The following is a 25,180-nucleotide window of genomic DNA, read 5'->3' as shown; positions in this document are numbered from 1 at the left end:
CGGAGAGCTGATGACAGCCACGCGCACCTCGTCGGCCGCCCTCATCGGCGTGCTGGCAGCCGTGGCCCTGTCGGGGTGTGCAGTGGCGGAGCGACCGACGCTCGAAGACGTGCGGGCTGAGACCGAGGCTGTCATGCAGCAGATCGCGGACGAGGTTCCGGGTGGGGTTGTGGAGGTCGCCACCCCTGACCCGTCTTACGTTGCGTGCGGCGACGACACGTACTGGGCCACTCTTCGTTGGGGGGTCACGCCGGGCCCCGGGTTTGACGGGGAGGCATTCGTGGAGGCTCTTCCCGGTCGCTTAAGCGAGGACTTCGTGGTCGCTGAGACGGTGGACATCACGTCGCCCGCCGTCGCTCTGGATCACGTCAGCGGCGCCCTGCTCGACGTGATAGTGCTCGACGTCGATGGAGGCCTCGTTGTCGACCTGCTCGGTCTGACTCCCTGCGGGGTAGGACAGCCTCCGGCGAGATGATCCCCAACCTGGAAAGACCACCGTACGGCGCAAACGCCGCTTCCGAGATGCCGCCCTCGAGGCGCGCGAAAGGCGTCGCGCTTTCGGTGATACTCGCGTTGGCAGCGACGTCGATCACTGGTTGTGTCGTGGCAGGTCGGCCGACGATCGATGAGGTGCGTGCTGATACGGACGCGATGATGCAGCGCGTCGCGGATGAGGTTCCCGGCGGGGTCCCGGAGGTCCTGCCGTCCAACTCGCCCTACCTGGAGTGCGCCGAAAACTCCTTCTACTACTCGACGCGCTGGACCGTTGCCCCCGAAGCGGGGTTCAACGGATCGGCCTTCATCGAAGCGCTCCCGGATCGTCTGGGTGACGGGTTCCGCGAGTTCGAGACGGTCGAGGTATCGGTGCCTGCCATCGCATTGAAGCACTCCAGCGGCATGATCCTCGATGTCCAGGTGATCGATCTGGACGGCCGCACGGTCGTCTCCCTGCTGGGCGTCTCTGCGTGCGGTGAAGGGGAACCGCCGGCGGAGTAGCCGAAGCCCCCGTCGCCCACGGCCACCCGGCGCCCGCTCCGCTCAGAGCGCGAAGCGCTCGCCGATCATCTCGAGGGAGGCGTCCCAGAGCCGCGGCCCGTCGGTGAGGTCGCGGAACGGCGCCCAGAACTCCTGGCGACGCGGTGCACCCGCGATGACGCGACGTGGGCCGTAGAACTCGTCGCCGCGGGAATCGGGGCCGGCTGCCGCGACCAGCGCGGGCTCCGCCGCGCCCGGCACGGTGCCGGCGAGCCCCACGCGCGAGAGCGCGACGATCAGCGCCCGGCCCGGAGACGCCTTCGCCCGGCCCATCCCGGGCTGCGCCGCGAGCAGATTCGTCGGGCTGACGCCGGGGTGTGCGATGTTGCTCGACACGTCCCATCCGCGGGCGCGGCTGCGCGCGTCGAGCTCGCGGGCGAAGAGGGCGACGGCGATCTTCGACTGCCGGTACGCGGCCATGTCGTCGTAGCCGCGCAGCCAGTCGAGGTCGTCCCAGTTCAGCCCGCCCGAGCGGGCCGCGACGCTCGTCTGGTGCGTCACGCGCGCTCCGCCGGCGCGCAGCAATGGCAGCAGTCCGAGGGTGAGCGCCACGTGGCCGAGGTGGTTCACGCCCCATTGCAGCTCGAAGCCTTCCGCGGTGGGTCGCCGTGAGCCGGGGTGCATCACACCGGCGTTGTTGACGAGCAGATCGACGGGTCGGCCCGCCGCCACGAGGTCGCGCGTGAACGCGGCGACCGAGTCGAGCGAGGCGAGATCGAGCGGACGCGTCGTGACCTCGGCGGCCGGCACGGCACGGCGGATGCCGTCGAGGGCTGCCTCGGCTTTGGCGGGCGACCGTGCCGGCAGGACGACGGTCGCCCCGGCGGCCGCCAGTCGTGTCGCGATCACCCGGCCGATGCCGTCGGTCGCGCCGGTGACGACGGCGAACCGTCCATGCAGGTCGGAGATCGGAGCGGTGCCGCGGGTCATGGTTCCTCCATCGTTCGCGCGGACCGGGCGGCCCGCTCGTCCATGCTGATCGCGGCGCGCGGCGGCATCCAGAGCCGGCTCATCCACGGATCGTCAGGTCACCCCTGCGCCGGCGCCGATGACGGCCAGCAGCTGCAGCTTGTCGTGACTCTCGCTCCCGGGCGCCGCGGTGTAGACGAGCAGGCGGTGCGACTGATCGGGGTCGAGGAGGGTCTGACACTGCAGCTCGAGCGCGCCGACCTCCGGATGCCGGAACCGCTTGACCTCGGGCGGAGCGATGCCGACCTGCTGGGCATCCCAGAGAGAGCGGAACTCCGCGCTGCGTTCTCTGAGCGACGCCGCCAGCGCGGCCGCGCGCGACGACGGGCCGCGCAGCGCCACGATCTCGCGCAGACCTCCCGCGTACACCCGGGAGAGCACCTGGCGCTCCGCGGCGTCGTACGACTCTCGCGCCAACACTGCAGCCCGACATCCGAGGGCTGCAGCGCCTCGCGCCGCATCCTCAGGAATGCGGCGAGCGTGTCTCGATCGATCATGTGTCGTTCGCCTTCCCGGTCACGCGGTGCGGCCTCTGTTCTACCGGTCCCGGGGTCTCGCAGCCAGGACCTGCCGCTCCACCCTTCGCGGCCTGTCAGCGCGGTCGTCCGAGGTGACGGACCGCTCGGCGAGATTCCATCCGTTCGATGGCGGGCTCCGAACAAGTGCGGGGAGTTCAGCGTGCGGCCTCGTGGGTACGTCGCAAGGCGGGTATTACAGAATGGTCTGTAACCATTGCCGTCGGTCTCCAAGAAGGGGGCGTGGATGCGACGTCGTCGTCCGCTCGTTGCTCATGACGAGTTCGAGCTGAACAAGTTCCGCGCCGATGGGCGAGAGAGGCTCCTGAGCCTGATGCCGCTGACGTCGTACATGTCGTCGGCCAACATCGGCTTCGTTGCGGTGCGCGACGAAGACGCGCTGCTGCGGGCCAACGTCGCTCGCATCGGCGGATATCTGTTCGTCCATGCTCGGATGCCGGCGGCGACGGTCGTCTGGCCGCGGGACGAACACTCTCGAGACCGCGTCGCTGCCATCGTCGCGGAGAACCGGGCGATGCGCTTCATCTCGGAAGCCCCCGTCGTCGTCCGGCGGGGCTCGTCATTCCTGATCCCACCGGGAACGGCGCCGGTCACGATCGAGGCGACGGAGGCGACCGAGCTCGTTTTCATCACCCTGGATGCGGGCGAATTCGCGGCCAGGCGGCGGATGGGCTTCGATCGCATCAGCCGCGACGCGACGAGCGAGGCCTCTATCCGGCCGATGGTGACGTTCGTCAAGGCACTGTGCGCGATCGAGTCCGAGGTCGCCGAGGTGGGCGTCTCGCCGTTGGCCGACGCGGCGAGCGAAATCGCCTGCTCGATCGTGGCGGCACTGGTCGGGAAGAATATGCCGAAGCCGTCTTTGCCCAACGCCATCATGGAGATCCTGGTCCGCGAGTACGCCTCGCCGACTCTCTCGCTGTCGACCGTTGCGGGCCGGCTGGGCGTCTCGACCCGCACGGTGCAGAGCGCGCTCAGCGCGCAGGGCCGAACGTTCTCGGAATCCTTGCTCGAGATCCGCCTGAAAGCAGCGTCCGAGCTCCGGCGCCACAATCCCACGATGACTTTGGATGTGGTCGCGCGAGCGACCGGTTTCGGGACGAGGCAGTCGCTTCACCGAGCCACCCGGAGAGCCGCCGAGCGGTCGGGCTGACGGGCTGGTCGCCGGTCGAGACGCCCCCTCGATGTCGCGGATCGCGCAGATTCGGCGAAGCCGCGTCACGTTTCGTGAAGCGAGTCGTGGGGACGGTGATGGGCTTCCTAGGCTCCGGCTGGAGCATGTAGGCGGCGCGGGGAGAAAACGATGGGCGCGCGGTACGACGCGACCCGGTCGCGCGACGATTCCCTTGTGGAACGCGTCCGCGCCGGCGATATGAATGCGTTCGGCGAACTCTGGCGTCACCACGCAGAATCTGCGATGTCGGCGGCGCGGGGGTTCCGAGGGCTCGATCCCGACGACATCGTCGCCGAGACGTTCGAGAAGGTGCTCCGAGCTCTTCGGGAGGGGAAAGGACCGACCGGCGCCTTCCGGTCCTACCTCTTCGCCGCCGTGCGCAACGTCGCCCGTGATCATTACCGTTCCCGCCGTGAGTCGACCGACGGCGACCTCGAACGTGTCGTGGACGAGCGCGCTCTGAGCGGTGAGCAGGCGGCGATGAGATCACAGGACCGCCAAGCAGCCGCCGCAGCATTCCGGTCGTTGCCCAGCCGATGGCGGAAGGCTCTCTGGTACAGCGAGGTCGACGGCATGCCGCCGCGAGAGCTCAGCGACCTGCTCGGGGTCTCACCGAACGGGGCATCGGCTCTCGTGCTGCGTGCCAAGCGCGGCTTCCGCGACGCCTGGGTGAGTGCTCAGCTCACGCGGTCCCGCTCGGAGGGATGCCGGCCGATCGCCGCGGAGTTCGGCGCCTACACCCGCGATGGTCTCTCCGCCCGCGATCGCAGACGCGTCGACGAGCACCTGCAGACGTGCGGGACCTGCACGCTCAGCGCCGAGTTCATCGCGAGTTGACGCGTCGCTGCCTGTTCGCGTCACGATTCGCCGAATCGCGTGTCCCTCCAACGACCGACCGGCGACGGCACGCGTGTGCTGTTCGTCGGGATGCTTCCGAAGAATAGGCGCGACCATGACACAGCTGACCACTCTCGGTGATGAGGCCCCCGGCGAGATCGACGGGGACCGAGCACGCGACGGGGCGGATGTCGTGCGAGGCATCGCGATCGCGATCGCACTCTCGCTGGCTGTCTGGGCGACCCTCGGCGGTGCTGCGTACGTCTTCGCGCAGGTGGTGCTCGCTGTCACCGACTGATCGCGAATCTCCTCCTCGGGAATGACATCCGCTGGCGCGGCTACATCGCAGTGGCGATGTGCCGAGGCTGCGAGATCGAGACGATCGGTGAGTGCCACGGTCGAGAAACATGACAGCAGCAGGTCCGGAGCGGAAGAGCCGCCGTCGGCGGCGTCTGGTCGGCGCGACCGTCGCGGTGGGTGCGCTCGCGGCGGTGACAGTCGTCGGCGTCTTCGCACTCGACGTCTGGGGCCCCCGGTTCGGCGTCTACCTGGTTCCTCCGTCGGTGCAGAAGTACGCGGAGATCGCCGTCGAGCGGCTCGACCGCGGCTATCACACCGACGGCGCCGAGTGGCCGCCGGTTCGCGCCGCGCTCCTCGAGGCCGCGGCGCATGCTTCGACGTACGCCGAGCTGTATCCCGCTCTCGGGGAGGCGGTCGCGGTCGCCGGCGGGCCGCACTCGCGCTTCATCCCCCCGGGCGAGGAGCGATCCGCCGAGGCGACCGCGTCCGTGCCGGTGCCGACGGTGAGTTCCGAGGGTGGCATCACCACGGTCGTGCTGCCGGAGATGCTCTCCACGGATGCGGACGACCAGGACGCGTACGCGATCACCGTCGCAGACGGGATCGACCGGGCTGCGGCGGGCACGTGCGGTTGGATCGTGGACCTTCGCGGCAACGTCGGCGGCAACATGTATCCGATGCTCTCGGGGGTGACGGCGCTGCTTCCCGACGGGCCGGCGCTGTCGTTCCGCGACCGGCACGGCAGTGACGCCGTCGTGACGATGCGGCCGAACGGGGTGGCGCTGGGCGAGAACGTGTTCGTGGACGTCGGGGATCGAGCGAAGGCGACCGGAGTGCCCGTCGCGGTGCTGCAGGACGACAGAACGGCATCGAGCGGCGAGGCCGTGCTCGCATCCTTGCGCGGAGTCGACGGTGTCCGCACGTTCGGCACGCCCAGCGCAGGCTACACGTCGGCGAATGCGAGCACGACGCTCTACGACGGGGCCACGCTCGTGCTCACGGAGAGTGCTTACGTCGACCGGACCGGTCGCAACCACGACGAGCGAAGCATCGACCCGGACCAGCCGGCGACGGCATCCGCGTCAGAGGACGAGGCGCGCGCGTGGCTTCGCGAGGAGGGATGCGGTGGATGATCCACGCCTTTCGCTGACGCTCATCGGCGCTGGCGCTGGCTCACCGGAAGCCACAGCATCGTCTGGTCGTGGATGATGAACCCGCCGGGAGGAGTGTCCGGCTCGTCAGCCTCCATCGCTCCGCCGCGTGAGCGGAGTTTGTCGATCGCGGCGCTGCGCCGCCTGACCAACTCGGCCACATCCGTGCGCCCGTCGAGATCGCGCATCAGCTCGGCCGTCATCCGATCGCGCTCGACGGCGATCTCGGCTGCCACGTCCAAGTGCGCCAACTCGACCCCGTTGTCGATGTCTGTGGTCATCGAGCCACCGCGTGCCCTCATGAGCCGGACGACGATCGCTGCGATCGCTGCGATCACAGCGCCCAGAAGATAGAGCATCCGGATGCCCCCGTCGGTTACCACCCAGGCCACGGCCGCGGCGGCGATCACGAGGACTGCGAGCAACGTGCTCTGCAGAGCGACCGGTCGCCCGAGCGGTCGGCCGCCGGCGGCCGCCACGGCCGCCAGAGCCCCGATCCCCACGACGACGCTGACGATCCCGCCGGGAACCACCGTGTTCTCGACTCCGAGGCGGATGCCGTTGAGCATGCCGATCGGCAGCACCGAGAGCAGCAGCAAGACGAACACGACGCGCAGGATCACTCCGCTGTGCGGGTCACGTGCGCCGAAGCGCTCACGAAGATGTGCTGTGACGCTGCGCCGTGCAGCGTTGCTGGCCGCGGCACCCTCGTGCCAGAGCCGGTCGACCAGGTCGCCCAGGCCCGCCGAGCGCAGAACCGCGGCATCGACGTCCGCCCGAGTGAGGCGCTGGTGGGGCCGTGCGCCGAAGTCCAGGCCGGCGAGGCCGTCAGTGGGTGGATCGGATGCAGTCATCAGCGCCGATTCTCCTCCTCTTCCATTGCTCGCGTCGTGCGGGCTGCGGTGGGCGGGGAGGAGACTGATGGCATGGTCCGTCAGCTCAGCGCGCGTCGTCTCGCCGTCGCGGTCGCTCTCGCCTCGCTCGCGGGGTACCTCGACGGCTGCGGCTTCATTCTGCTCGGCGGCTACTTCGTCTCGTTCATGACCGGCAACACGACCCGCCTGGCGGTCGACCTCGCGCACGTCGACTGGTCGGCCGCGGGCCTCGCGGCTGCGCTCATCACCGCGTTCGTCATGGGCGTCATGGCGGGCACCGCGCTCACCTCGCCGGCATCCGACCGCACCGTGCACATCCTCGGCGTCATCACCGCCTCCGCGGCGCTCGCGGCCGCGCTGGCTCCCACGACCGCGCCCGCCGTCGCCGGGTCGCTGCTGGCGTTCGGGATGGGGGCCGCCAACACCGTGCTGGCGCAACGGCAGGATGTCGCGTTCGGGGTCACCTACATGACTGGAGCGCTGGTCAAGGTCGGCCAGGGCGTCGTGCGGGCGCTGCGCGGCGGGGACCGCTGGGGCTGGTCCCGTCACCTGCTCATGTGGGCGGCCGTCGGCGCGGGGGCGGTGGCGGGAGGCCTCGCCTCGTCGCTTCTCGCGTCGAGCGCGCTGTGGATCGCCACGGGTGCTGCCGGCGTGCTCACGGCGGCTGCGGCCGTGTTCCGGATGCCGCGCGGTCGGGCGCGGACCCCATAATGCTTCGCCCGCTCGGGCACCAGCCCTTTCCGCCGGATCCGCGCCGCCCCTAGCGTTGAGGCATGGCGCGCGACGACGAACAGCCGGAGGACCTCTACACCGCCCCGATCACCCTCCCGGGTGCGGCAGGCGCCGACGGCGAAGACACCGATCTCGAAGTTCCCGAGATCAGCTACGACGAACAGCGCTACCCGGCACGCCCGCGGCGACTGCGGCCGCGCGACCAGTTCCGCGGCGGCAGCGTCCGCCGCAACATGACCGACCCGCGGACCGCGAACGGCAGCAACCCCTCGTACGTCGAGTGGCTCGTGCGGCAGTCGATGCTCAAGGATGCTGACGTGCTCGCGCGTCAGCTGTCGGGGCAGCCGGCTATGTGGCGGAATCCCTACGCCCGCCCCGACGCACGGCGCGCGATCTCGACGACTGACGTGTGGTTCACGGCGTACCCGATCTCGCTCATCACCCGGCCCGGGCAGTCCTTCCTCGCCGCCCTCGGCGACGACGCGCTGTGGTCGGTGTTCGAGCGCATCGGCATCACCGCGATCCACACGGGCCCGGTCAAGCGCGCGGGCGGCATCACCGACTGGCGCGAGACGCCCAGCGTCGACGGTCACTTCGACCGCATCAGCACGTCGATCGACCCGGCCTTCGGCACCGAGGAGGAGTTCCGGACCCTCTGCGACGTCGCCGACGCGCACGGCGGCAGCGTGATCGACGACATCGTGCCGGGTCACACCGGCAAGGGTGCGGACTTCCGCCTGGCCGAGATGGGCTTCAAGGACTACCCCGGGATCTACCACATGGTCGAGATCCCGCCGGAGGACTGGCACCTGCTGCCCGACGTCCCCGAGGGATACGACAGCGTCAACCTCGACCCCGCGAACGAGCACGAGCTCGCCGAACGCGGTTACATCATCGGAGCGATGCAGCGGGTCATCTTCTACACCCCGGGGGTGAAGGAGACGAACTGGAGCGCCACGGCGCCCGTCATCGGTCCCGACGGTGCCACCCGGCGCTGGGTCTACCTGCACTACTTCAAGCAGGGTCAGCCGTCGATCAACTGGCTCGACCCGACCTTCGCCGGCATGCGGCTGGTCATCGGCGACGCGCTCCACTCGCTCGGCGAGCTCGGCACCAGCGCGCTGCGCCTCGACGCCAACGGCTTCCTCGGTGTCGAGAAGAGCGCAGAGGGCCTTCCCGCATGGTCGGAGGGGCACCCCCTCTCGCACGCGGCGAACCACATCATCGCGGGCATGGTCCGCAAGGTCGGCGGCTTCACGTTCCAGGAGCTGAACCTGACGATCGAGGACATCCGCGACACCGGAGCGGTGGGCGCCGATCTCTCGTACGACTTCATCGGACGCCCGGGCTACCACCACGCCCTGGCGACCGGTCAGACGGAGTTCCTCCGTCTCGCGCTGACCTCGTCGCTCGAACTCGGTGTCGCGCCGGTGCAGCTCGTGCACGGCATGCAGAACCACGACGAGCTCACCTACGAGCTCGTGCACTGGGCGACGCGGCACGGCGACGACGAGTACCGCTTCCGCGGACGCGACATCACGGGCGGCGAGCTCGCAGAGGAGATCCGCGCCGACCTCACCGAGCACCTCACGGGCACGGCCGACTACAACCGCGTGTTCACGCAGAACGGCATCGCGTGCACGACGACGTCGCTCATCGCGGCATCCCGCGGCATCGCGCGCCTCGACGACATCACCGACGCCGACGTTCCCGGCATCCGCGACGCCCACCTGCTGCTGTGCGCGTACAACGCCTGGCAGCCCGGGGTCTTCGCCCTGTCGGGCTGGGATCTCGTCGGCATGCTGACGGTGCCCGTCGACGAGGTCGCCGACCTGCTGGGCGCGGGGGACACCCGCTGGATCGAACGGGGCGCGCACGACCTGCTCGACGCCGACCCGACCGCCACGCGCTCGGCATCGGGGATGCCGCGCGGCCGCGCCCTCTACGGAGCGCTGCCCGCGCAGCTCGACGATCCGCACTCGTTCGCGTCGCGGCTGTCGGGCATCCTCGACCTGCGCCGCGAGCACGGCATCGCGACCGCGTCACAGGTCGACATCCCCGAGGTCGCCCATGCCGGGATGCTCGTGCTCGTGCACCGGCTCGACGAGGGCGATCCTCACGCGGACGCCGCGATGCAGGTGACGGTGCTGAACTTCTCGCCCGAGCCGACGGAGGGCACCGTGCGCTCCGAGCAGCTCGTACCCCGCAGCGAGGTCTACGACACCGCGTCGGGCGAGACCATCGGGCGCGTCGACGACCTGCAGAGCTTCAGCGTCTCGCTGCCCGGCTACGGCGCGAAGTTCCTGGTGCTCCGCGCTCCCGAGCCCGTCGAGGACTGAGTCCGCGATACATCCGTCGGATCGGTGGTGCTGGTGTCGCCTCGGCGGGCCGTTCGGTAGACACGGGCACCGTCGGACCGACGAACGTATCGGCGCATCCGCCGGGGGCGGCGCCGCAGCCCGGCTCAGGCCAGGGCGGCGTCGATCCCGGCCAGCGGCACGGGCAGCCAGTCCGGTCGGTTCCGCGCCTCGTAGATGGACTCGTACACGGCCTTGTCGAGCACGAGAGCGCGCAGCAGCACCGGGTCGAGGTCGATCGCGCCGGGTGCGGCGCCGTAGGCCTCGATGAAGGCTGCGCGGCAGGCCGACGCCCATCCGATCGGGTCGGGGCCGTCGCCGACCGCGCCGGCGTAGTCGAAGGACCGCAGCATCCCGGCGACATCTCGCGGCGGCAGATCGGGGATGGCGCGCTCGGCCATGGGCCGCAGCGGCTCGCCCTCGAAGTCGACGATGCGCCAGCCCCCGGCCGGAACTGCCAGCACCTGCCCGAGGTGAAGGTCGCCGTGGATGCGCTGGAGCCGCGGCCACGGGCGTGCGAGAGCCGCGTCGTACACGGCTCCGATCGCGTCGACGCGATCGGCCACGGCCGGAACCTCGTTGGCGGCGATCGACAGCCGTCGGCGCCATGCGGCTCCGGTCGCCGTGACCTGCTCCGCCGCGGCCTCCGTCGAATCGAGTGCTGCGCCGAGCGCGCCGTGCACGCCGGCGACCGCGATGCCGAGATCACGGGCCGCGTCGGTGAAGTCGCGATTCTCGCGGGCGGCCTCGAGAGCGACGGCCCAGCCGTCGCGGACGCCGCGGAGGAACTCCTGGGCGAACCCGAGCGTGCCGCGGGCTGCACCCGAGTCGCGCCCGCTGTCGGGCCATTCGGCGTCGAGGCTTCCGAAGAAACGCGGCACGAACGGCGAGCCGGCGTCGCTCAGCACGCGCTGCACGGTCACGTCGGGGTTCTCGCCGTGGTGGAGGGTCCGGAAGAGCTTGAGGATGATCGTCGGCTCGCCGTCGACGTCGTAGACGATCGAGGTGTTCGACTGCTCGCCCGTCAGCACGCGGGAGCCGGTCACGCGCGAGACGTCCACGCCCATCTCGGCCAGCGTCCCGATGGTGAACCCGGTGTGCTTCGCGGCGTCGACGAGGTAGTCGTCGCCGTCACGGGCGACCACGTCGTCGCCGTCCGCCGGGGCCGACACGCGGGCGAGCGGCACGTTGTAGAGGGTCGGCAGTGCGCCGGCGTCGTCCATGAGGAGGTAGCGCGTCGCCCCGCCGGGGGCGGGTTGCGTGTCGAGGATGCGGAACCGCGGTTCGTGACTCTTGCCGGCATACCACCGCTGTCGCGCCGCCCAGGCGCCGAGCTCGTCTGTCAATCGCACGGTCCCACACTGTCGGTTCGGATTCTCCGAGCAAAAGGGCTGGACGCGCGCGGGGGAGAGGCGTAATGCTCTGTTCCAACGCCGGCCCGCACATTCGCAGCGACGCGACCGATAGTGACCGGTGGAGCGGGGCACCCGAGAACCCCGCCCGCGGAGAGAGTATGTCCCTGCATGGCACGGTGAGCACGCGGATGCGGCGCGCCCGCCGCATCCGCGTCATGGTCGGTCTCGGGTTGATCGCCGTGATCGCGACCCTCGTCTTCGTTCAGGTGGCCACGGGGTGGCATCTGCGGCAGTTGCGGGTTCTCGCCTTCGCCGGGATCGTGGTGGTCTTCCTGCTCGGGGCGTTCGTCGCCGTGACGTTCGCGAACGGACGCCGCACGTCCGCACGTGCGGACGACGCGGACGGGATGCCGCACCCGCGTCTCGACGTCTAGGGGCGCGCCCCGGTCCCGAGGCCGGCCGGATCATCGATGAGGGGCGCGGGGCGGTTCGTCGCCGCATCGACGATGGGCGCGCGCATCACGGTGGCCGCGGCAATGGCCATGAGCACGGCGCCGAGAGCGTAGGGCGCCGCGTGTGCGACGACGGCGTAGAGCACGCCCGCGAGGATCGGGGCGATCGTGCCCATCGCCGCGGTGAGCGACTGGGTGACTCCGCCGAGCCAGCCCTGCTCGTGTGGACCGACCGCATTCGACATGACGCCGTCGAGCGCCGCCTGCGATGCCCCCTGCCCCGCGGCGAGCGCGAGGGCGCCGAGGACGAAGAGCCAGGGCTGCGCGATGAGCGAGGCGACGACGGCGAGGGCGACGAGCCCGGCTGCCTGGGCGGCGATGCCGGCGACGATGACGCCGCGTTCACCCATCCGGGGCAGCAGGAAGCCGAGAAGGACGCCCTGGACGACGATGTCGATCACACCGACGACGGCGACCAAGAGCCCGATGGCCGTCGGACCCCATCCGATCGAGTCGAGCGCGAGCACGCTGAAGTTGTTGACGAAGAAGCCGAAGGGGAGGGCGAGGAGCGCGAACGCGATGAGCAGTCCGCGGAGCTCCGGGCGGACGAAGGCGCGGCGGAACACCGCGAACGGGTTGAGGTCCGATACCGCGATCGCGGGGATGCGATTCCTGCGTTCGAGGCTCTCGGGCAGGAGGAAGACGCTGAGGGTCGCGATGAGGAACGAGATCCCGGCGGTCACGAAGACGGGCAGGGCCAGGTCGACCGCAGCGAGAAGACCGCCCAGGGCGGGGCCGACCATGGTGCCGATCCCGGAGAGGGCGCCCAGGAGGCCGAATCGCTGCGCGCGCTTCTCGGGTGGGGTGATGTCGGCGAGGTAGGCGAACAGCGCGGGCAGGTCTCCGGCCGTCGCGCCCTGGATGACGCGCGCGAGCAGCAGAACCCAGATCGCGCCGCCGATGCCGAAGAGAAGCATGCTCACCGCGGCCCCGAACGACGCGACGATGATCACCGGGCGTCGACCGAACCGATCGGACAGGCGACCGAGGAAGGGGGCCGCGATGAAGGCGCACAGCCCATTGACGGCTTCGAGCGCGCCCACCCAGAGCGCGAGGTCTCCCTCGCCGGAGACGTAGCGCAGCACGACGAACGGGAGCACGGGGAGGACGATGGTCATGCCTGCCGTCGTGAGCGTCGTGAGCAGGATGAGCATCACCCATCGGCGGTCGACGCCGGCGGTCTGCGGACGGGAAAAAACTGAAGTCATACCGAAACTGTATTGATACCAGATTTGGTGTCAATACAGTTTTTCGCGCTCACCGCCTAGGATCGACCTCATGAACGACACTGCGCCGCCGGGACGCCGCGAGCGCAAGAAGGCGGCCACGCGCAAACGGATCTCGGATGTCGCGACGATGATGTTCCTCGAGCGGGGTTTCGACGACGTCAGCATCCGTGAGATCGCCGACGCGGCCGATGTCTCTCCGACGACCGTCTTCGCGCACTTCAGTCAGAAGGAGGCGCTGGTCTTCGACGAAGACGACGAACAGCGCGAGCGCCTCGTCGCGGCCGTCCGGGACCGCCCCCCGGGAACGTCGATCTCCCGATCGATCCGTGACTACTACGCCCGCGAGATCCGCGCCGGAGCCGCCGAGCACGGCGATGACGTGGCGCGCGTGTTCATGGACTTCCTCAACGCCACGCCCGCGCTGCGCGATTACGCCGCGCGCATGTGGCTGCGCCACGAGGAGGCGCTCGCCGTGGCGGTCGCCGCAGAGCTCGGCGAGGCGCAGCCCGACCCCTACATCCGTGCGTTCGCGCGGTTCGTGCTCCAGATCCAGACGATGGTGAACGAGAGCGACGATCCCGAGGCGGCGCTCGATGCCGGGTTCGCTGTGCTCGAGAACGGCTGGGCGGGTTTCGAACGGCGAGGTGAGGGGCGGTGAGCCGTCGCAAGTCGCTCGTGAACACCGTCGCCGACGATCTGCTCGACCGGATCATCGGGGGACGCTTCGCCCCGGGCGATGCCCTGCCGACCGAGGCGGAGATCGGCGTCGAGTTCGACGTCAGCCGCGTGACCGTGCGCGAAGCGCTCCGCACCCTGTCCGCGCGGGGCATCGTGCGGGTGGTGTCGGGGGTGGGGTCGCGCGTGGCGCCGGTCGAAGAGTGGCGCTCGGTGTCCGACGCGCTCCGCTTCCGGGCCGCGCACGGCGATGACGCCCTGGTGGCGGAACAGCTCATCTCGACGCGCCGGATCATCGAATGCGAGGCGGCAGCTCTCGCTGCGCCGCTCATCGACGAAGCCGCCCTGGCGGAATGCGCCGCGTGCATCGACGAGATGGTCGAGGGTGCGGCCGTGGCCGATGTCGATCGCTTCGTGGACGCCGATCTGCGCTTCCACGCCGTGATCCTCCGCGCCTCGGGCAACCTGTTCCTCGCCGTGCTGCTCGCGCCCCTGACCGAAGTGCTCGCCGAGCGCCGGACGCAGACGTCGCGGGTGCCGGAGATCCAGCAGCACGCGATCGCTGAGCATCGCGGAGTCCTCGAGGCGTTGCGGACGGGCGACCCGGATGCCGCGAGGGCGGCGATGGACCATCACCTGCAGCAGACGCTCGACGACTTCCGCCGCTACGTCGCAGGGTGAGCGCGCCTCACTCCGATTCCGGTTCGTCGTCGTCCAGCGGCACCTCGTGACGCTGCTCCCACACGTCGGCTTCGTCGGCCTCCGTGCTCGGGGCGGGGATCTCGGGGGCCGCGCTGTCGTCGGCCGTGGCCGGCAGCTGCTGTTCCTCGGCGTCGGCGACAGGAACCTCGGTGCCGTGCTCTCGCTCGATGTCGGGCATGTCTGACTCCTCACGTTCGTGGTACCGGGTGACCAGTGATGCCAGCGTGCGATCCGCAAGGGGGTTGGCGCAAGCCCCGGGGTGATCTTCTCCGCGAAGTTGACGGGGATGCCTCGCTGCTGCATGCTGTCATACATCTGACAGCAGCCGACATCGGCTGACCTCACTCGACGACGAGGAGAACACGTGGCCCCTACGGTGCCCCTGCCCGATCTGCCGGCCGTCTCGCGCCCCGACCTCGATCTCCTGGCGGAGCGCATGGCCGACAGTCGGCGTGTGTTCGTCGTCCTCGACGACGATCCGACCGGGACCCAGTCGGTCGCCGACCTGCCGGTGCTCGGCGCGTGGGACGTGGCCGATCTTGCGTGGGCGTTCTCGTCCGGCGCTCCCGCGGTGTACGTCCTGACCAACTCGCGCAGCCTCGCGCCGGCGGAGGCCGAGCGCATCAACCGTGAGGTCGTGCGGGCGGCACTCGCGGCCGCGGAGACAGCGCGCGTGCGCGTCGACTTCGTCAGCCGCAGCGATTCGACGCTCCGCGGGCATTTCCCGCTCGAGCCCGACACCATCGCCGACGAGATCGGTCGCTCCGGGGCGCTCGCTCCGACGAACGTCGTCGTCGTGCCCGCCTTCCCGGATGCTGGGCGCGTGACGGTCCGCGGCGTCCACGGCATCCTGTCGGACGGGGGCTTCACTCCCATCGGCGAGACGGAGTTCGCCCGCGACTCGACCTTCGGCTTCCGCGCATCGCGGCTGGCGGACTGGGTGGCGGAGAAGACGGGCGGCGCCATCCCGGCTGCGGACGTCGTCGAGGTCACGGTCGATGACCTCCGCGCGGGGACGGCAGCGGTGGCGGGGGTGCTGCGCGCCGCCCCGGCGGGGGCGCCCATCGTCGTCGATGCCGTCGTGGAGGAGGACCTCGTCGAGCTGGCGCTCGGTCTCGAGGCGGTGGAGGCCGAGGGCCGATCGTTCGTCTACCGGGTGGGACCGCCCTTCGTCCGGGCCCGCATCGGCCAGCGCCGCCGGCCGCCCGTCGCCGCCGCCGACCTGAGCGTCGACCATGCGACCCGCGGGGGACTGGTCGTCGTCGGCTCGCACGTCGGTCTCACCAGCCGCCAGCTCGCCGACCTCGTGCGTCGCCGCCCGCTCGAGGCGGTCGTGGAACTCGACGTCCCGCGACTGCTCGATCCCTCCGAACGGCGAGCCGAACTCGACCGCGCCTGCGCGACCATCGCCACCGCGCTGCTGCGCGGCGATGTCGTGCTGCACACCAGTCGCACGCTCGTCCGCACCGACGACCCCGACGAGAGCCTCGACATCTCCCGCCAGGTCTCGGAAGCCGTCGTCGAGGTCGTCCGAACGGTCGTCGCACGGGTCACGCCCCGTTTCGTCATCGCGAAGGGCGGCATCACCTCGAGCGACGTCGCGACGCGCGGGCTCGAGATCCGGCGCGCGCGGGTCCGCGGTTCGCTCTTCCCCGGCATCGTGTCCGTCTGGGAAGCAGCCGACGGGCCGGCATCCGGAATCCCCTACATCGTGTTCGCCGGCAACGTCGGCGACGACGGGTCGCTCACCGCCGCTGTCGAGCGGCTCTCGCTGACGCCCGCGCAATCCGCCTGAGACGAAGGAGCACGGTCGAAATGAACGACAACACCACGGTTGCGGTACTGGGGCTCGGCGCCATGGGCCTGCCGATGGCCGCCCGCCTGGCGGAGACTTTCCGTGTCCGCGGCTTCGACATCGCCCCCGCCCGGCTCGCACTGGCCGCTGAAGCGAACGTGACCCCGGCTGCTTCGGCCGCGGAGGCTGCGGCGGGTGCGCAGGTCGTCCTGGTGGCGGTGCGCGACTCCGCTCAGCTCGCGGATGTCCTGTTCGGGGATGCCGGCATCGTCGACGCCCTCGCCGAGGGAGCGGTCGTCGTTCTCACGAGCACCGTCGGAACCGACGGTGTCGCCGACGTCGCGGCCTCGCTCGCGCAGCGGGGCATCGGCCTCGTCGACGCCCCGCTGAGCGGTGGCCCGGTCCGGGCGCGAGAGGGCGATCTGCTGATCGTCGTCGGGGCCGACCCCCGAGCCCTCGTTGTCGCGAGGCCCGTCCTGGAGGCGCTCGCGTCGACGCTCACCATCGTGGGCGAGCGCGCCGGCGACGGTCAGGCGCTGAAGACCGTCAACCAGCTGCTGTGCGGTGTGCACATCGCTGCAGCCGCCGAGGCGCTCGCGCTCGCCGACCGCCTGGGGCTCGACCTCGAACGCACACTCGAGGCGCTGCAGGCCGGGGCTGCCGCGTCGTTCATGCTCGGAAACCGCGGCCCGCGCATGCTGCAGGCCTGGGACGACGAAGGCGCCGAGGTGCTCAGCCGCATCGACATCTTCGTCAAGGACATGGGCATCGTCGGCGCCGCCGCGCGGCGGGCGGGACTCCCAGCGCCGCTCGCCGCTGCGGCCGAGCAGAGCTACCTCCTCGCACAGGCTCAGGGCCTCGGTGAGGCGGACGACTCCGCCGTGATCCGGCTCGCCGCCCCTGCGCGCCGCGGCTGAGGCCGATCTTGCGCCTTTCTTGAGGTTGCTCGGTGCACGCGTTGCGTATTCCTTGCGGTCGATCGCCGAACATCGAAGAACACCCGGTCACGGGGACGTTGCCCGAACGACGTCCCCGGGCCGGGTTCTCTCGTTGAGTGCTTTTCGCGGAACGCGCAAGTGCCTCGGCTTCTGGGGCCCGTCGGCCTAGCGTCGAGGAATGAGCGATCAGAGCATCCCCACACCCGACGAGCCGACCTTCCCGGCCCCCGCCGAGCCGACCGTTCCCGTTCCCGCCGAGCCGACGGCGCCGGCGCCCGGCGAGCCGTCGGCCCCGACTCCGCCGGCGTCGCCGGAGCCCGCGGCCGAGACGCCGGGTGCGGCCGACACGCTGGGCGGCACCGAGGGCGGCGGCGAGGGCTCGCCGGTCAAGGATCCCGACACGTGGGTCACCGGCGATGAGCCCATGACGGGCCCGCAGCGGAGTTACCTCGACACGCTGGCGCGCGAGGCGGGCGAAGAGCTGCCGGGCAACCTCACCAAGGCCGAGGCGTCCGAGCAGATCGACCGCCTGCAGGACGCCACGGGACGCGGCGCGTAACTACGACCCGGCGTCCGCGTTCCCCTGCGGACGAGCCGACCGCACACGGAACCACAGGCTCAGCTCCCGGGCGGCGCGCAGCGTCGCGCTCGGGTCGTCCGAGTTCTCGAGGTCGTCGAAGGTGTCGCGGAACCCCGTCGGAGCGTCGCCCGTCGTCTCGGCGATCGGCTGATAGCCCATCGTCCACTCGCGGAACTCGCGGTGGGCGATGGGCTGCTCGATGAGGACCCGCATGTCGGAGTGGCGGGAGTCCTGCCGAATGGTCGCGAGCAGATCGCGGACGGCGGGCTCGGGTCCCTCGAGCACCTGCACGAACCGGCCGCCGCGGTACAACAGCATCCCGGTCAGGTCTCGCGCCGCGTTGGACGCTCGGCTCTGCGCGAGCAGCGCCGCCAGGTCGTCGTCGCCGAAGGGCGCGCGGGCGTTGCTCGTGTAGAGGATCGAGAGCAGGCCCTCGGGTGTCGAGGTCATCGGATCTCCCGGAGTTCGATGGGCGGTTCGTCGGCCGCGGAGCCGGGCGTCGCTCGCACCGCGAGCGCGCGCATCGCCGTGGTCAGGTCGGAGAACGATCCGGCGCAGGCCGAGCGTGAGTCGTAGGCGAGGTACCGGCCGTCGGGTTGCCGGTCGATGTAACCCACGAACTCGCCGGTACGGCTTCCGACGTGGAACCCGTCCTCGACGCGAGCCCAGACGATTCCGGTTCCGGTCACCGGGCGGCCTCGGGGCGGGGCACCCATACGAGGGCTCCCGCTGCGATGAAGGTCGCCGCGCCGACGACATGCGCGGCCAGCCAGACCGGCTGGTCGAGCGAGAAGGGGTACACCGGGTTCCACAGCACCGCGATAACCGCCATCGGCAGCGCCCACCACCACTGCCGCGCCTGGATCGCGAACCACGCGATGATGAGCGCGAGGATCGCGACGACGAAGGAGATGACCATCGCGAACTCGCCACCGATGAGCGGGATGCCGGCCACGAGCGCAGCGGCCCCGAGGATGCCGGGGGCGAGCGCGTTGCGCTGGCGCAGCGGCGGGTCGGCGGGGCGGGCGGATCTCGAAGCCATGCGGACGTTTCTCTCGGGACGGATGACGCGAGGTCGCGCGTCTTCTCGATCGTACGAGTTCAGCGCGCGGGCCGATCGGCGCTTGACGCCACGCCGGAATCCGTCATGGCGGCGTCGGCGCCGGTCATGACGGGGACCGGATCCGACAGCAGCGCGGCGAAGGCGGTCTCGGCGGCGCCGACGAGCAGGCGGTCGTCTCCCAGCTCGGCGGTGCGCACGAGCGGCGCCGAGCCGGAGATCGTCTGACGGGCGACCGCGTCGGCGAAGCCGTCGACGTCGGTCTCGACGAGCGGCGCGAGGAAGCCGCCGAGGACGACGACAGCGGGATCGAGGACGTTGACCGCGCTTGCCACGGCCGACGCGAGGATGCGGCGCTGTCGATGCACCTCGGCGCGTGCCGCCGGATTCGCGGCGCCGTGGATCGCTGCCCGCAGCTCGGCGTCGTCGGCGCCGGGCAGCCCGAGCGAGGCGATCAGGCGGTGCCGGCTCACTTCGTCTTCGAGGGCGGCGCGTTCACCGGATCGACGGTCCGCGGCATCCTCGAAGATCGCCGGATTGTGCCCGAACTCCCCCGCGAGGCCTCGCGCGCCGCCGACGAGTCCGCCGCCGACGACGAGCCCGCCGCCGATGCCGCTCGCTCCGCCGTTGAGGTAGATCACGTCGGCGACGCCGCGCGCGGCGCCGAAGAGGTACTCGGCGTGCGCGCCGTACGAGGCATCGTTGCCCACCGTCGTCGGGGCGCCCGTCGCGGCGGTGACGAGATCGGCGAGCGGGGCGTCCGTCCACCGCAGGTGCGGCGCGTGCACGACCAGGCCGGCAGCCGGGTCGACGAGCCCGGGGACGGCGACACCGACCCCGATGACTCTGGTCGTGGCGAGCGGTCCGCTGCGCCATTCCTCGATCGTCGCGGCGATCAGCGACGCCAGCGCGTGCGGCGTGATGAGGGTCGTCGTGAGTGCGCGGCGGCGCGCGTGGATCCGCCGGTCGAGGCCGACGGCGGCGAGTGTCACCGCATCCACCTCGGGGTTCACGGCGACGGCGACCACATCGGGGCGGGCCGTGATGACGGGGGACGGGCGCCCGATGCGGCCCTCGGCGGCGCCGGCGGTCTCGGTGACGAGGCCGAGGCGCGCGAGCTCGGCGGTCAGCGCTCCGATGGTCGAGCGGTTGAGGCCGAGGTCCGCGGTGAGCGCGGCCCGCGAGATCGGACCGTCGCGGTGCACGGTGACGAGCATCCGGGCGAGGTTCACTCGCCGGACGAGTTCGGCGGTTCCGGGCGCGACACTCACGGCATCAGCCTACGAGAACACAGTTTGTTGACGTAATAGACAAACCGACCTACGCTGAGGTCGCAGCAATCGAAGCGAAGGAGCACGCATGCGCACCCCGACCCCGGCCGACAAGTTCACCTTCGGCCTCTGGACCATCGGCTACAACGGAACCGACCCGTTCGGCGGACCGACCCGGCCGCCCCTCGACGTCGTCCACGCCGTCGAGAAGCTCGCCGAGCTCGGGGCCGCGGGGCTGACGTTCCACGACGACGACCTGTTCGCCTTCGGGTCGAGCGAGAGCGAGCGGCAGACGCAGATCGACCGCCTCAAGGGCGCGCTCGCCGACACCGGCCTGACCGTGCCCATGGTGACCACCAACCTCTTCAGCGCCCCGGTCTTCAAGGACGGCGGCTTCACCTCGAACGACCGCGCGGTGCGGCGCTTCGCGATCCGCAAGGTGCTGCGTCAGATCGACCTCGGCGCCGAGCTCGGCGCCGAGACCTTCGTCATGTGGGGCGGCCGCGAGGGTGCCGAATACGACTCGGCGAAGGACGTCCGTCAGGCGCTGGAGCGCTACCGCGAGGCCGTCAACTTCCTCGGCGACTACGTCGTCGAGAAGGGCTACAACCTGCGTTTCGCGATCGAGCCCAAGCCGAACGAGCCGCGCGGCGACATCCTGCTTCCGACCGTGGGTCACGCCCTCGCCTTCATCGAGTCGCTCGAGCGTCCCGAGCTCGTCGGTCTGAACCCCGAGGTCGGGCACGAGCAGATGGCGGGCCTGAACTTCGCGGCCGGCATCGCGCAGGCGCTGTACCACGGCAAGCTCTTCCACATCGACCTCAACGGTCAGCGCGGCATCAAGTACGACCAGGACCTCGTCTTCGGTCACGGCGACCTGCACAATGCGTTCGCGCTCGTCGATCTGCTCGAGAACGGCGGCCCGAACGGCGGCCCCGCGTACGACGGACCCCGCCACTTCGACTACAAGCCGAGCCGCACCGAGGACGAGACCGGCGTCTGGGACTCCGCCGCCGCGAACATGCGCACCTACCTGCTGCTCAAGGAGCGGGCTGCGGCGTTCCGCGCCGACCCGGAGGTGCAGGAGGCGCTCGAAGCGGCGCGCGTTCCCGAGCTCGCCCAGCCGACCTTCGGCGAGGGTGAAACCTACGACGACTTCGTCGGTGACCGCTCGGCCTACGAGGACTTCGACGCCGACGCGTACCTCGGCGGCAAAGGCTTCGGCTTCGTCCGCCTGCAGCAGCTCGCGACCGAGCACCTGCTCGGCGCACGCTGACGCCGGCGCCGCGAGAGTCCCCTAACCCGAGAGAAGAGGATGCCGGCATGACGCTGGTCATGGGTGTCGACTCGTCGACCCAATCGTGCAAGGTCGTGATCGTCGACGCCGAGACCGGTCGGGTCGTCCGGGAGGGGCGTGCGCCCCACCCGGACGGCACGAGCGTCGACCCCGAGTCGTGGTGGACCGCCCTGCAGGCGGCGATCGAGCTCGCGGGCGGGATGGCGGACGTCGCCGCCTGGTCGATCGGCGGCCAGCAGCACGGCCTCGTCGCGCTCGACCAGCGGGGCGCCGTCGTGCGCGACGCGCTGCTGTGGAACGACACCCGTTCGGCGCAGGCGGCATCCGATCTCGTGGCCGAATACGGCGCCGACCGGCTCGCCGAGCGCACCGGACTCGTTCCGGTCGCCTCGTTCACCATCAGCAAGCTGCGGTGGCTGCGCGAGCACGAGCCGGAGAACGCCGCGCGGACCGCGGCGGTGGCCCTTCCGCACGACTGGCTGACCTGGCGCCTGCGCGGCTTCGGCCCGGTTTCCGACGGCACGGGCGGGGCCGCCGCGCTGGCCGAGCTCGTCACGGATCGTTCCGACGCCTCGGGAACCGGCTACTGGAGTGCGGTCACGGGCGAGTACGACCGGGAGCTGCTCGTATCCGCTCTCGGGCACGACGCCGTGGTTCCGCGGGTCCTCGCCGCGGACGAGTGGGTCCAGGATCAGGACGGTCGCCGGGTCGCCGCGGGCGCCGGCGACAACGCGGCTTCCGCTCTCGGCGTCGGCGCGGGCGTCGGCGACGTCGTCGTCTCGATCGGCACGTCCGGCACGGTCTTCGCCGTGAGCGAGACGCCCGCGGTCGATGCCACCGGGACCGTCGCGGGCTTTGCCTCGGCGGACGGGCACCACCTGCCGCTCGTATGCACGCTCAACGCCGCTCGCGTGCTCGACGTCGTCGCCGCCCTGCTGGGGGTCGACCACGACGGCCTGTCGCACCTCGCGCTGTCGGCCGAGCCCGGGGCGGGAGGGCTGACGCTCGTGCCGTACTTCGAGGGCGAGCGCACGCCGAATCTGCCGGATGCGACGGCCTCGCTGACCGGGATGACGCTCGCCTCGACCACGCGGGAGAACCTCGCCCGTGCAGCGGTCGAGGGGATGCTGGCGGGCCTCGGCGCCGGACTGGACGCGCTGCGCGACCAGGGCGTGCCGCTGCGGCGCGTGCTGCTGGTCGGCGGGGGAGCGCGGTCGGCAGCCGTGCAGCAGATCGCCCCCGCGGTCTTCGGACTCGACGTCGAGGTGCCCGCGCCGGGCGAGTACGTCGCGCTCGGCGCGGCCGAGCAGGCCCGCCGCGTCGCCGCGGCGGGTGATCGTTAGGTCGCCTCAGACGTGGTCGCGCCAGGAGTGCTTCGGCTCGTAGCCCAGAAGCCGCCGGGCCTTCTCGGTCGAGAAGAGCGACTCGTTCGTTCCGAGGTCGCCGCGGATCTCGACCCCGGGGAACACCTCGGCCACGAGCTCCGCGTTCGGGCGTGACATGACGGTGTCGGCGGCGGCGATGAGGAACCGATCGAAGCCGGCCGGTGCGTTCTCGAGCGCGCGCAGCACGGCCTGGGCGCCGTCGCGCGCGTCGATGTAGCTCCACACGTTCCACTTGCGACGCATCGGGTCGGCGTCGAACGACGGGAACTCGGCGTAGTCCTCGGGCACCATGACGTTCGAGAAGCGCAGTGCGGTGATCGAGAGGCCCGGGTGCCAGCGCACGAGCTCGATCGCGAGCTGCTCCTCGAGGTGCTTCACGAGCGAGTACACCGACTCGGGGCGCGCGGGATACTCCTCGTCGACGGGGATGTACGGCGGCGGCACGTCGAACGGCAGCCCCTGCACCGTCTCGCTCGAGGCATAGACGACGCGGTCGATGCCGAGTCGCGTCGCGGCGTGGAAGACGTTGAAGGTCGCCGCCATGTTGTTGTGGAACGTCGCGATGTCGGGACGGATCCCGGGAGCGGGCACCGCGCCGAGATGCACGATCGCGTCGACGCCGTCGTGGCGATCGCCGACCGAGCTGAAAGCGTCGACCACCTGGCCGTAGTCGGTCAGATCGATCTGCACGAACGCGGGCCCGCGTGTGCCAACCACGTCGAAGCCGATGACCTCGTGCCCCGCCGCCGTGAGTTCACGAGCGACGACCGTGCCGAGTTTTCCCGATGATCCCGTCAGTGCGATCCGCATGGGAACAGCGTCGCACACGGATGCCCACCCCGGGGCGGCTAGGCTCGATCCTCATGGCTGCCGGGGCGACGATCCACACGTTCGATGCGACGCTCGCCGACGTCGACCGAGGCGTGTACGAGTCGTTCGCGCTGCGCGTCGCGCGGCATCCTTCCGAGACCGACGCCTTCATGCTGACCCGGTTGCTGGCGTACTGCCTCGAGTACGAGGAGGGCATCGACTTCACCGAGGGGATCGCCGCGAAGGACGAACCCGCCGTGCTCGTGCGCGACCTGACCGGATCGATCGTCGCCTGGATCGAGGTGGGGGCGCCGGATGCCTCGCGGCTGCACCTCGGGAGCAAGCAGGCCGACCGCGTCGCGGTCTACACGCAGCGCAATCCCGGCCCCATCGTGGCCGCGTGGGCGGGTAAGAAGATCCACCGCGTCTCGGAGATCGCCCTTCACAGCTTCGAGCCGGGCTTCATCGACACGCTCGTCTCGGCGCTCGACCGCCGCAACACCGTGACGGTCTCGGTCACCGAGCGCCACCTCTACGTCGAACTCAACGGCGTCACCGCCGAGTCCGACGTCATCACTCAGCCCGCGGGCTGAATGCCTGCCTCACCGGGAGCCTCCGGCGCAGCGGAGGAGGTCGGGGCCTCGGACACGAAGACGTCGACGCCGGCATCGGTGAGGACGAACTGCAGCGCCGTGCCGACGGGATAGCGCTCGAGGAGCTCTTCGGGCTGATCGTCCCAGACGATGAAGGAGACGGCCGCGGGGAACGCGCCGGCGGAGCAGCCCTGATACGACGATCCGGTGACGGAGCCGTCACCCTGGTCGTCGTCGATGCGCGCGACCGACAGGCAGATGTTGTCTCCTCCCCGCCAGATGTCGGTGGTGCGGAACACCGACAGGCCGAGAAACTTCTCGAACGACCCCGCCTCGACCCCGTCGCCATACGGGCGCATGAAGTCGGGGATCTCCTCGCCCGTCGGCAGCAGCGTCGTGACGTGCGAGACTCCCGCGTCCGGCGGCAGCGCGGTCGCGGTCGAGGCGCTGCGGGCCGTGGCGAACGCGGTGATCCCGACCGAGACGACCGCCACCGCGACGAGCGAACCGGCCCAGATGAGCAGCGGGCGCAGCCGTCGCGCGCGGGGAGCCGTCGGCCCCGCGTCGTCATCCCGGGACTCGTCGGTCTGCGACTCGTCAGCCCGCGGATCGTCGGATCGGGGCGTAGCCAGGTCGGGGATCCCGTCGATGATCGGCGGACGCACGGGCTCCGAATCGGGTTCAGGCGCGCGCGCGTGCGGCATCCGGTCTTCGCGTTCGCGCGCCTCGAGCTCCGCCAGCCGAGCCAGGGCGGCGGGATCATCGGCGATGTCGCCGCCCGGCGCGTAGGCGCGGACGCGGAGGGCCCGGAGCTCCGCGGCAACTCCCTCGTCCATCCCTGCATCGTGACATATTCCGCGAGTGGTGGGGGCCTCGGCCTGTGTCAAGCGTTCAGCGCATCCCGAGCGGATGCCGCTATTTTTATGCGATGACGCATCGAGCCTCGAAGGCCTCCGACTCCGACAGTCCCGGCGCCCGGGTGACCCCGGGCGCGCCCCGTCCCGCGAGCGAG

Annotated in this window: 29 protein-coding genes; 17 read left to right on the top strand and 12 right to left on the bottom strand. The window is 70.8% G+C overall.

All coding sequences use genetic code 11. The annotated features are described in order from the left end of the window. Window positions 1–10 precede the first annotated feature (10 nt). Window positions 11–475: a hypothetical protein gene (locus tag O1W71_RS12860; protein ID WP_269268242.1), complete on the top strand. Its 465-nt coding sequence runs from the start codon at window positions 11–13 to the stop codon at window positions 473–475. Continuing rightward, window positions 472–996 carry a hypothetical protein gene (locus O1W71_RS12855; RefSeq protein WP_269268241.1) on the top strand — a complete coding sequence of 175 codons (525 nt, stop codon included), beginning with the start codon at window positions 472–474 and terminating at the stop codon, window positions 994–996. Before O1W71_RS12860 ends, O1W71_RS12855 begins: the two co-directional genes overlap by 4 nt. Window positions 997–1,038: 42 nt before the next feature. On the opposite strand, the gene O1W71_RS12850 is transcribed toward O1W71_RS12855, so the two are convergent. After that, window positions 1,039–1,965, bottom strand: a complete 927-nt coding sequence (locus O1W71_RS12850) for an SDR family oxidoreductase (protein ID WP_269268240.1) — start codon at window positions 1,963–1,965, stop codon at window positions 1,039–1,041. Between the two features lie 93 nt (window positions 1,966–2,058). Beyond that, window positions 2,059–2,424, bottom strand: coding sequence for an MmyB family transcriptional regulator (locus tag O1W71_RS12845; protein WP_269268239.1), 366 nt, complete (start codon window positions 2,422–2,424; stop codon window positions 2,059–2,061). 342 nt (window positions 2,425–2,766) lie between these two features. Here O1W71_RS12845 and O1W71_RS12840 point away from each other — a divergent pair, with 342 nt between their 5' ends. The 4 genes from O1W71_RS12840 to O1W71_RS12825 all read left to right on the top strand — a co-directional run bounded on the left by O1W71_RS12840 (window position 2,767) and on the right by O1W71_RS12825 (window position 5,984). Then, window positions 2,767–3,693 carry a helix-turn-helix domain-containing protein gene (locus O1W71_RS12840; RefSeq protein ID WP_269268238.1) on the top strand — a complete coding sequence of 309 codons (927 nt, stop codon included), beginning with the start codon at window positions 2,767–2,769 and terminating at the stop codon, window positions 3,691–3,693. A 150-nt stretch (window positions 3,694–3,843) separates the two neighbouring features. Continuing rightward, entirely contained in the window at window positions 3,844–4,551 is a 708-nt protein-coding gene (locus O1W71_RS12835) for a sigma-70 family RNA polymerase sigma factor (RefSeq protein ID WP_331282658.1), read from the top strand. A 115-nt stretch (window positions 4,552–4,666) separates the two neighbouring features. Continuing rightward, window positions 4,667–4,849 carry a hypothetical protein gene (locus O1W71_RS12830; protein ID WP_269268237.1) on the top strand — a complete coding sequence of 61 codons (183 nt, stop codon included), beginning with the start codon at window positions 4,667–4,669 and terminating at the stop codon, window positions 4,847–4,849. 109 nt (window positions 4,850–4,958) lie between these two features. Then, window positions 4,959–5,984, top strand: a complete 1,026-nt coding sequence (locus O1W71_RS12825) for a S41 family peptidase (RefSeq protein WP_269268236.1) — start codon at window positions 4,959–4,961, stop codon at window positions 5,982–5,984. A gap of 20 nt (window positions 5,985–6,004) precedes the next feature. On the opposite strand, the gene O1W71_RS12820 is transcribed toward O1W71_RS12825, so the two are convergent. Then, window positions 6,005–6,856, bottom strand: coding sequence for a hypothetical protein (locus O1W71_RS12820; protein WP_269268235.1), 852 nt, complete (start codon window positions 6,854–6,856; stop codon window positions 6,005–6,007). 72 nt (window positions 6,857–6,928) lie between these two features. Here O1W71_RS12820 and O1W71_RS12815 point away from each other — a divergent pair, with 72 nt between their 5' ends. Both O1W71_RS12815 and treS read left to right on the top strand, forming a co-directional pair. Then, entirely contained in the window at window positions 6,929–7,588 is a 660-nt protein-coding gene (locus tag O1W71_RS12815; protein WP_269268234.1) for a YoaK family protein, read from the top strand. Between the two features lie 62 nt (window positions 7,589–7,650). Continuing rightward, window positions 7,651–9,948 (top strand): maltose alpha-D-glucosyltransferase, encoded by a 2,298-nt coding sequence (gene treS / locus O1W71_RS12810; RefSeq protein ID WP_269268233.1) that lies wholly within the window; start codon window positions 7,651–7,653, stop codon window positions 9,946–9,948. Window positions 9,949–10,073: 125 nt separating this feature from the next. On the opposite strand, the gene O1W71_RS12805 is transcribed toward treS, so the two are convergent. Then, window positions 10,074–11,318 (bottom strand): maltokinase N-terminal cap-like domain-containing protein, encoded by a 1,245-nt coding sequence (locus O1W71_RS12805; RefSeq protein ID WP_269268232.1) that lies wholly within the window; start codon window positions 11,316–11,318, stop codon window positions 10,074–10,076. A gap of 161 nt (window positions 11,319–11,479) precedes the next feature. Here O1W71_RS12805 and O1W71_RS12800 point away from each other — a divergent pair, with 161 nt between their 5' ends. Further along, on the top strand, window positions 11,480–11,755 hold the full coding sequence (locus tag O1W71_RS12800) for a hypothetical protein (RefSeq protein WP_269268231.1): 276 nt from the start codon (window positions 11,480–11,482) through the stop codon (window positions 11,753–11,755). Here the strand turns inward: O1W71_RS12800 and O1W71_RS12795 are convergent. After that, window positions 11,752–13,041: an MFS transporter gene (locus O1W71_RS12795; RefSeq protein WP_269268230.1), complete on the bottom strand. Its 1,290-nt coding sequence runs from the start codon at window positions 13,039–13,041 to the stop codon at window positions 11,752–11,754. The two genes, O1W71_RS12800 and O1W71_RS12795, sit on opposite strands and share 4 nt — an antisense overlap. A 70-nt stretch (window positions 13,042–13,111) precedes the next feature. Here O1W71_RS12795 and O1W71_RS12790 point away from each other — a divergent pair, with 70 nt between their 5' ends. Both O1W71_RS12790 and O1W71_RS12785 read left to right on the top strand, forming a co-directional pair. Then, window positions 13,112–13,720: a TetR/AcrR family transcriptional regulator gene (locus O1W71_RS12790; protein ID WP_269268229.1), complete on the top strand. Its 609-nt coding sequence runs from the start codon at window positions 13,112–13,114 to the stop codon at window positions 13,718–13,720. Beyond that, complete coding sequence (locus O1W71_RS12785; RefSeq protein WP_269268228.1) at window positions 13,717–14,418, top strand: FadR/GntR family transcriptional regulator; 702 nt, start codon at window positions 13,717–13,719, stop codon at window positions 14,416–14,418. Before O1W71_RS12790 ends, O1W71_RS12785 begins: the two co-directional genes overlap by 4 nt. 7 nt (window positions 14,419–14,425) lie before the next feature. On the opposite strand, the gene O1W71_RS12780 is transcribed toward O1W71_RS12785, so the two are convergent. After that, entirely contained in the window at window positions 14,426–14,617 is a 192-nt protein-coding gene (locus O1W71_RS12780; protein WP_269268227.1) for a hypothetical protein, read from the bottom strand. Between the two features lie 186 nt (window positions 14,618–14,803). On the opposite strand from O1W71_RS12780, the gene O1W71_RS12775 reads away from it, so the two are divergent. The 3 genes from O1W71_RS12775 (at window position 14,804) to O1W71_RS12765 (ending at window position 17,731) form a co-directional block, all read left to right on the top strand. Continuing rightward, on the top strand, window positions 14,804–16,234 hold the full coding sequence (locus tag O1W71_RS12775; RefSeq protein ID WP_269268226.1) for a four-carbon acid sugar kinase family protein: 1,431 nt from the start codon (window positions 14,804–14,806) through the stop codon (window positions 16,232–16,234). Window positions 16,235–16,254: 20 nt separating this feature from the next. Next, window positions 16,255–17,151 (top strand): NAD(P)-dependent oxidoreductase, encoded by an 897-nt coding sequence (locus tag O1W71_RS12770; RefSeq protein WP_269268225.1) that lies wholly within the window; start codon window positions 16,255–16,257, stop codon window positions 17,149–17,151. Between the two features lie 370 nt (window positions 17,152–17,521). Beyond that, window positions 17,522–17,731 carry a DUF3072 domain-containing protein gene (locus tag O1W71_RS12765; protein WP_112617918.1) on the top strand — a complete coding sequence of 70 codons (210 nt, stop codon included), beginning with the start codon at window positions 17,522–17,524 and terminating at the stop codon, window positions 17,729–17,731. Here the strand turns inward: O1W71_RS12765 and O1W71_RS12760 are convergent, their stop codons facing one another. From O1W71_RS12760 to O1W71_RS12745, 4 genes are read right to left on the bottom strand one after another with little or no spacing between them, the layout of a single operon-like run. Further along, complete coding sequence (locus tag O1W71_RS12760) at window positions 17,732–18,202, bottom strand: BLUF domain-containing protein (RefSeq protein ID WP_269268224.1); 471 nt, start codon at window positions 18,200–18,202, stop codon at window positions 17,732–17,734. Further along, window positions 18,199–18,441, bottom strand: coding sequence for a hypothetical protein (locus tag O1W71_RS12755; RefSeq protein ID WP_269268223.1), 243 nt, complete (start codon window positions 18,439–18,441; stop codon window positions 18,199–18,201). The genes O1W71_RS12760 and O1W71_RS12755 overlap by 4 nt, the downstream gene beginning before the upstream one ends. Next, window positions 18,438–18,794, bottom strand: coding sequence for a DUF6804 family protein (locus tag O1W71_RS12750; RefSeq protein ID WP_269268222.1), 357 nt, complete (start codon window positions 18,792–18,794; stop codon window positions 18,438–18,440). Before O1W71_RS12750 ends, O1W71_RS12755 begins: the two co-directional genes overlap by 4 nt. A 59-nt stretch (window positions 18,795–18,853) precedes the next feature. Then, window positions 18,854–20,083 carry an ROK family protein gene (locus O1W71_RS12745; RefSeq protein ID WP_269268221.1) on the bottom strand — a complete coding sequence of 410 codons (1,230 nt, stop codon included), beginning with the start codon at window positions 20,081–20,083 and terminating at the stop codon, window positions 18,854–18,856. 88 nt (window positions 20,084–20,171) lie between these two features. Between O1W71_RS12745 and xylA the strand changes: the two genes are divergently transcribed. Both xylA and xylB read left to right on the top strand, forming a co-directional pair. Further along, window positions 20,172–21,359, top strand: a complete 1,188-nt coding sequence (xylA, locus tag O1W71_RS12740; protein WP_114588790.1) for a xylose isomerase — start codon at window positions 20,172–20,174, stop codon at window positions 21,357–21,359. Between the two features lie 47 nt (window positions 21,360–21,406). After that, the gene (xylB, locus tag O1W71_RS12735; RefSeq protein WP_269268219.1) at window positions 21,407–22,723 is read left to right on the top strand and encodes a xylulokinase; all 1,317 of its coding nucleotides are present in this window, start codon (window positions 21,407–21,409) and stop codon (window positions 22,721–22,723) included. Between the two features lie 6 nt (window positions 22,724–22,729). Here xylB and O1W71_RS12730 read toward each other — a convergent pair whose 3' ends face one another. After that, on the bottom strand, window positions 22,730–23,575 hold the full coding sequence (locus tag O1W71_RS12730) for an NAD-dependent epimerase/dehydratase family protein (protein WP_269268217.1): 846 nt from the start codon (window positions 23,573–23,575) through the stop codon (window positions 22,730–22,732). 53 nt (window positions 23,576–23,628) lie between these two features. Between O1W71_RS12730 and O1W71_RS12725 the strand changes: the two genes are divergently transcribed. Then, window positions 23,629–24,168 (top strand): YaeQ family protein, encoded by a 540-nt coding sequence (locus O1W71_RS12725; protein ID WP_269268216.1) that lies wholly within the window; start codon window positions 23,629–23,631, stop codon window positions 24,166–24,168. Here the strand turns inward: O1W71_RS12725 and O1W71_RS12720 are convergent. Then, entirely contained in the window at window positions 24,153–25,004 is an 852-nt protein-coding gene (locus O1W71_RS12720) for a hypothetical protein (RefSeq protein ID WP_269268215.1), read from the bottom strand. The two genes, O1W71_RS12725 and O1W71_RS12720, sit on opposite strands and share 16 nt — an antisense overlap. Window positions 25,005–25,180: the final 176 nt, after the last annotated feature.

The organism is Microbacterium sp. H37-C3 (genome assembly GCF_027157935.1).
GTDB classification, from domain to species: domain Bacteria; phylum Actinomycetota; class Actinomycetes; order Actinomycetales; family Microbacteriaceae; genus Microbacterium; species Microbacterium plantarum.
Note: the sequence above shows the minus strand (reverse complement) of the source record. Positions and strands in the feature narration are given on the sequence as shown.

Excerpts from the sequence above, each read along its gene's own strand:
- O1W71_RS12860 (WP_269268242.1), top strand. The coding sequence starts at position 11 with ATGACAGCCACGCGCACCTCGTCGGCCGCCCTCATCGGCGTGCTGGCA.
- O1W71_RS12855 (WP_269268241.1), top strand. The coding sequence starts at position 472 with ATGATCCCCAACCTGGAAAGACCACCGTACGGCGCAAACGCCGCTTCC.
- O1W71_RS12850 (WP_269268240.1), bottom strand. The coding sequence starts at position 1,965 with ATGACCCGCGGCACCGCTCCGATCTCCGACCTGCATGGACGGTTCGCC.
- O1W71_RS12840 (WP_269268238.1), top strand. The coding sequence starts at position 2,767 with ATGCGACGTCGTCGTCCGCTCGTTGCTCATGACGAGTTCGAGCTGAAC.
- O1W71_RS12835 (WP_331282658.1), top strand. The coding sequence starts at position 3,844 with ATGGGCGCGCGGTACGACGCGACCCGGTCGCGCGACGATTCCCTTGTG.
- O1W71_RS12830 (WP_269268237.1), top strand. The coding sequence starts at position 4,667 with ATGACACAGCTGACCACTCTCGGTGATGAGGCCCCCGGCGAGATCGAC.
- O1W71_RS12825 (WP_269268236.1), top strand. The coding sequence starts at position 4,959 with ATGACAGCAGCAGGTCCGGAGCGGAAGAGCCGCCGTCGGCGGCGTCTG.
- O1W71_RS12820 (WP_269268235.1), bottom strand. The coding sequence starts at position 6,856 with ATGACTGCATCCGATCCACCCACTGACGGCCTCGCCGGCCTGGACTTC.
- O1W71_RS12815 (WP_269268234.1), top strand. The coding sequence starts at position 6,929 with ATGGTCCGTCAGCTCAGCGCGCGTCGTCTCGCCGTCGCGGTCGCTCTC.
- treS (WP_269268233.1), top strand. The coding sequence starts at position 7,651 with ATGGCGCGCGACGACGAACAGCCGGAGGACCTCTACACCGCCCCGATC.
- O1W71_RS12800 (WP_269268231.1), top strand. The coding sequence starts at position 11,480 with ATGTCCCTGCATGGCACGGTGAGCACGCGGATGCGGCGCGCCCGCCGC.
- O1W71_RS12795 (WP_269268230.1), bottom strand. The coding sequence starts at position 13,041 with ATGACTTCAGTTTTTTCCCGTCCGCAGACCGCCGGCGTCGACCGCCGA.
- O1W71_RS12790 (WP_269268229.1), top strand. The coding sequence starts at position 13,112 with ATGAACGACACTGCGCCGCCGGGACGCCGCGAGCGCAAGAAGGCGGCC.
- O1W71_RS12780 (WP_269268227.1), bottom strand. The coding sequence starts at position 14,617 with ATGCCCGACATCGAGCGAGAGCACGGCACCGAGGTTCCTGTCGCCGAC.
- O1W71_RS12770 (WP_269268225.1), top strand. The coding sequence starts at position 16,255 with ATGAACGACAACACCACGGTTGCGGTACTGGGGCTCGGCGCCATGGGC.
- O1W71_RS12760 (WP_269268224.1), bottom strand. The coding sequence starts at position 18,202 with ATGACCTCGACACCCGAGGGCCTGCTCTCGATCCTCTACACGAGCAAC.
- O1W71_RS12750 (WP_269268222.1), bottom strand. The coding sequence starts at position 18,794 with ATGGCTTCGAGATCCGCCCGCCCCGCCGACCCGCCGCTGCGCCAGCGC.
- xylA (WP_114588790.1), top strand. The coding sequence starts at position 20,172 with ATGCGCACCCCGACCCCGGCCGACAAGTTCACCTTCGGCCTCTGGACC.
- xylB (WP_269268219.1), top strand. The coding sequence starts at position 21,407 with ATGACGCTGGTCATGGGTGTCGACTCGTCGACCCAATCGTGCAAGGTC.
- O1W71_RS12730 (WP_269268217.1), bottom strand. The coding sequence starts at position 23,575 with ATGCGGATCGCACTGACGGGATCATCGGGAAAACTCGGCACGGTCGTC.
- O1W71_RS12725 (WP_269268216.1), top strand. The coding sequence starts at position 23,629 with ATGGCTGCCGGGGCGACGATCCACACGTTCGATGCGACGCTCGCCGAC.
- O1W71_RS12720 (WP_269268215.1), bottom strand. The coding sequence starts at position 25,004 with ATGGACGAGGGAGTTGCCGCGGAGCTCCGGGCCCTCCGCGTCCGCGCC.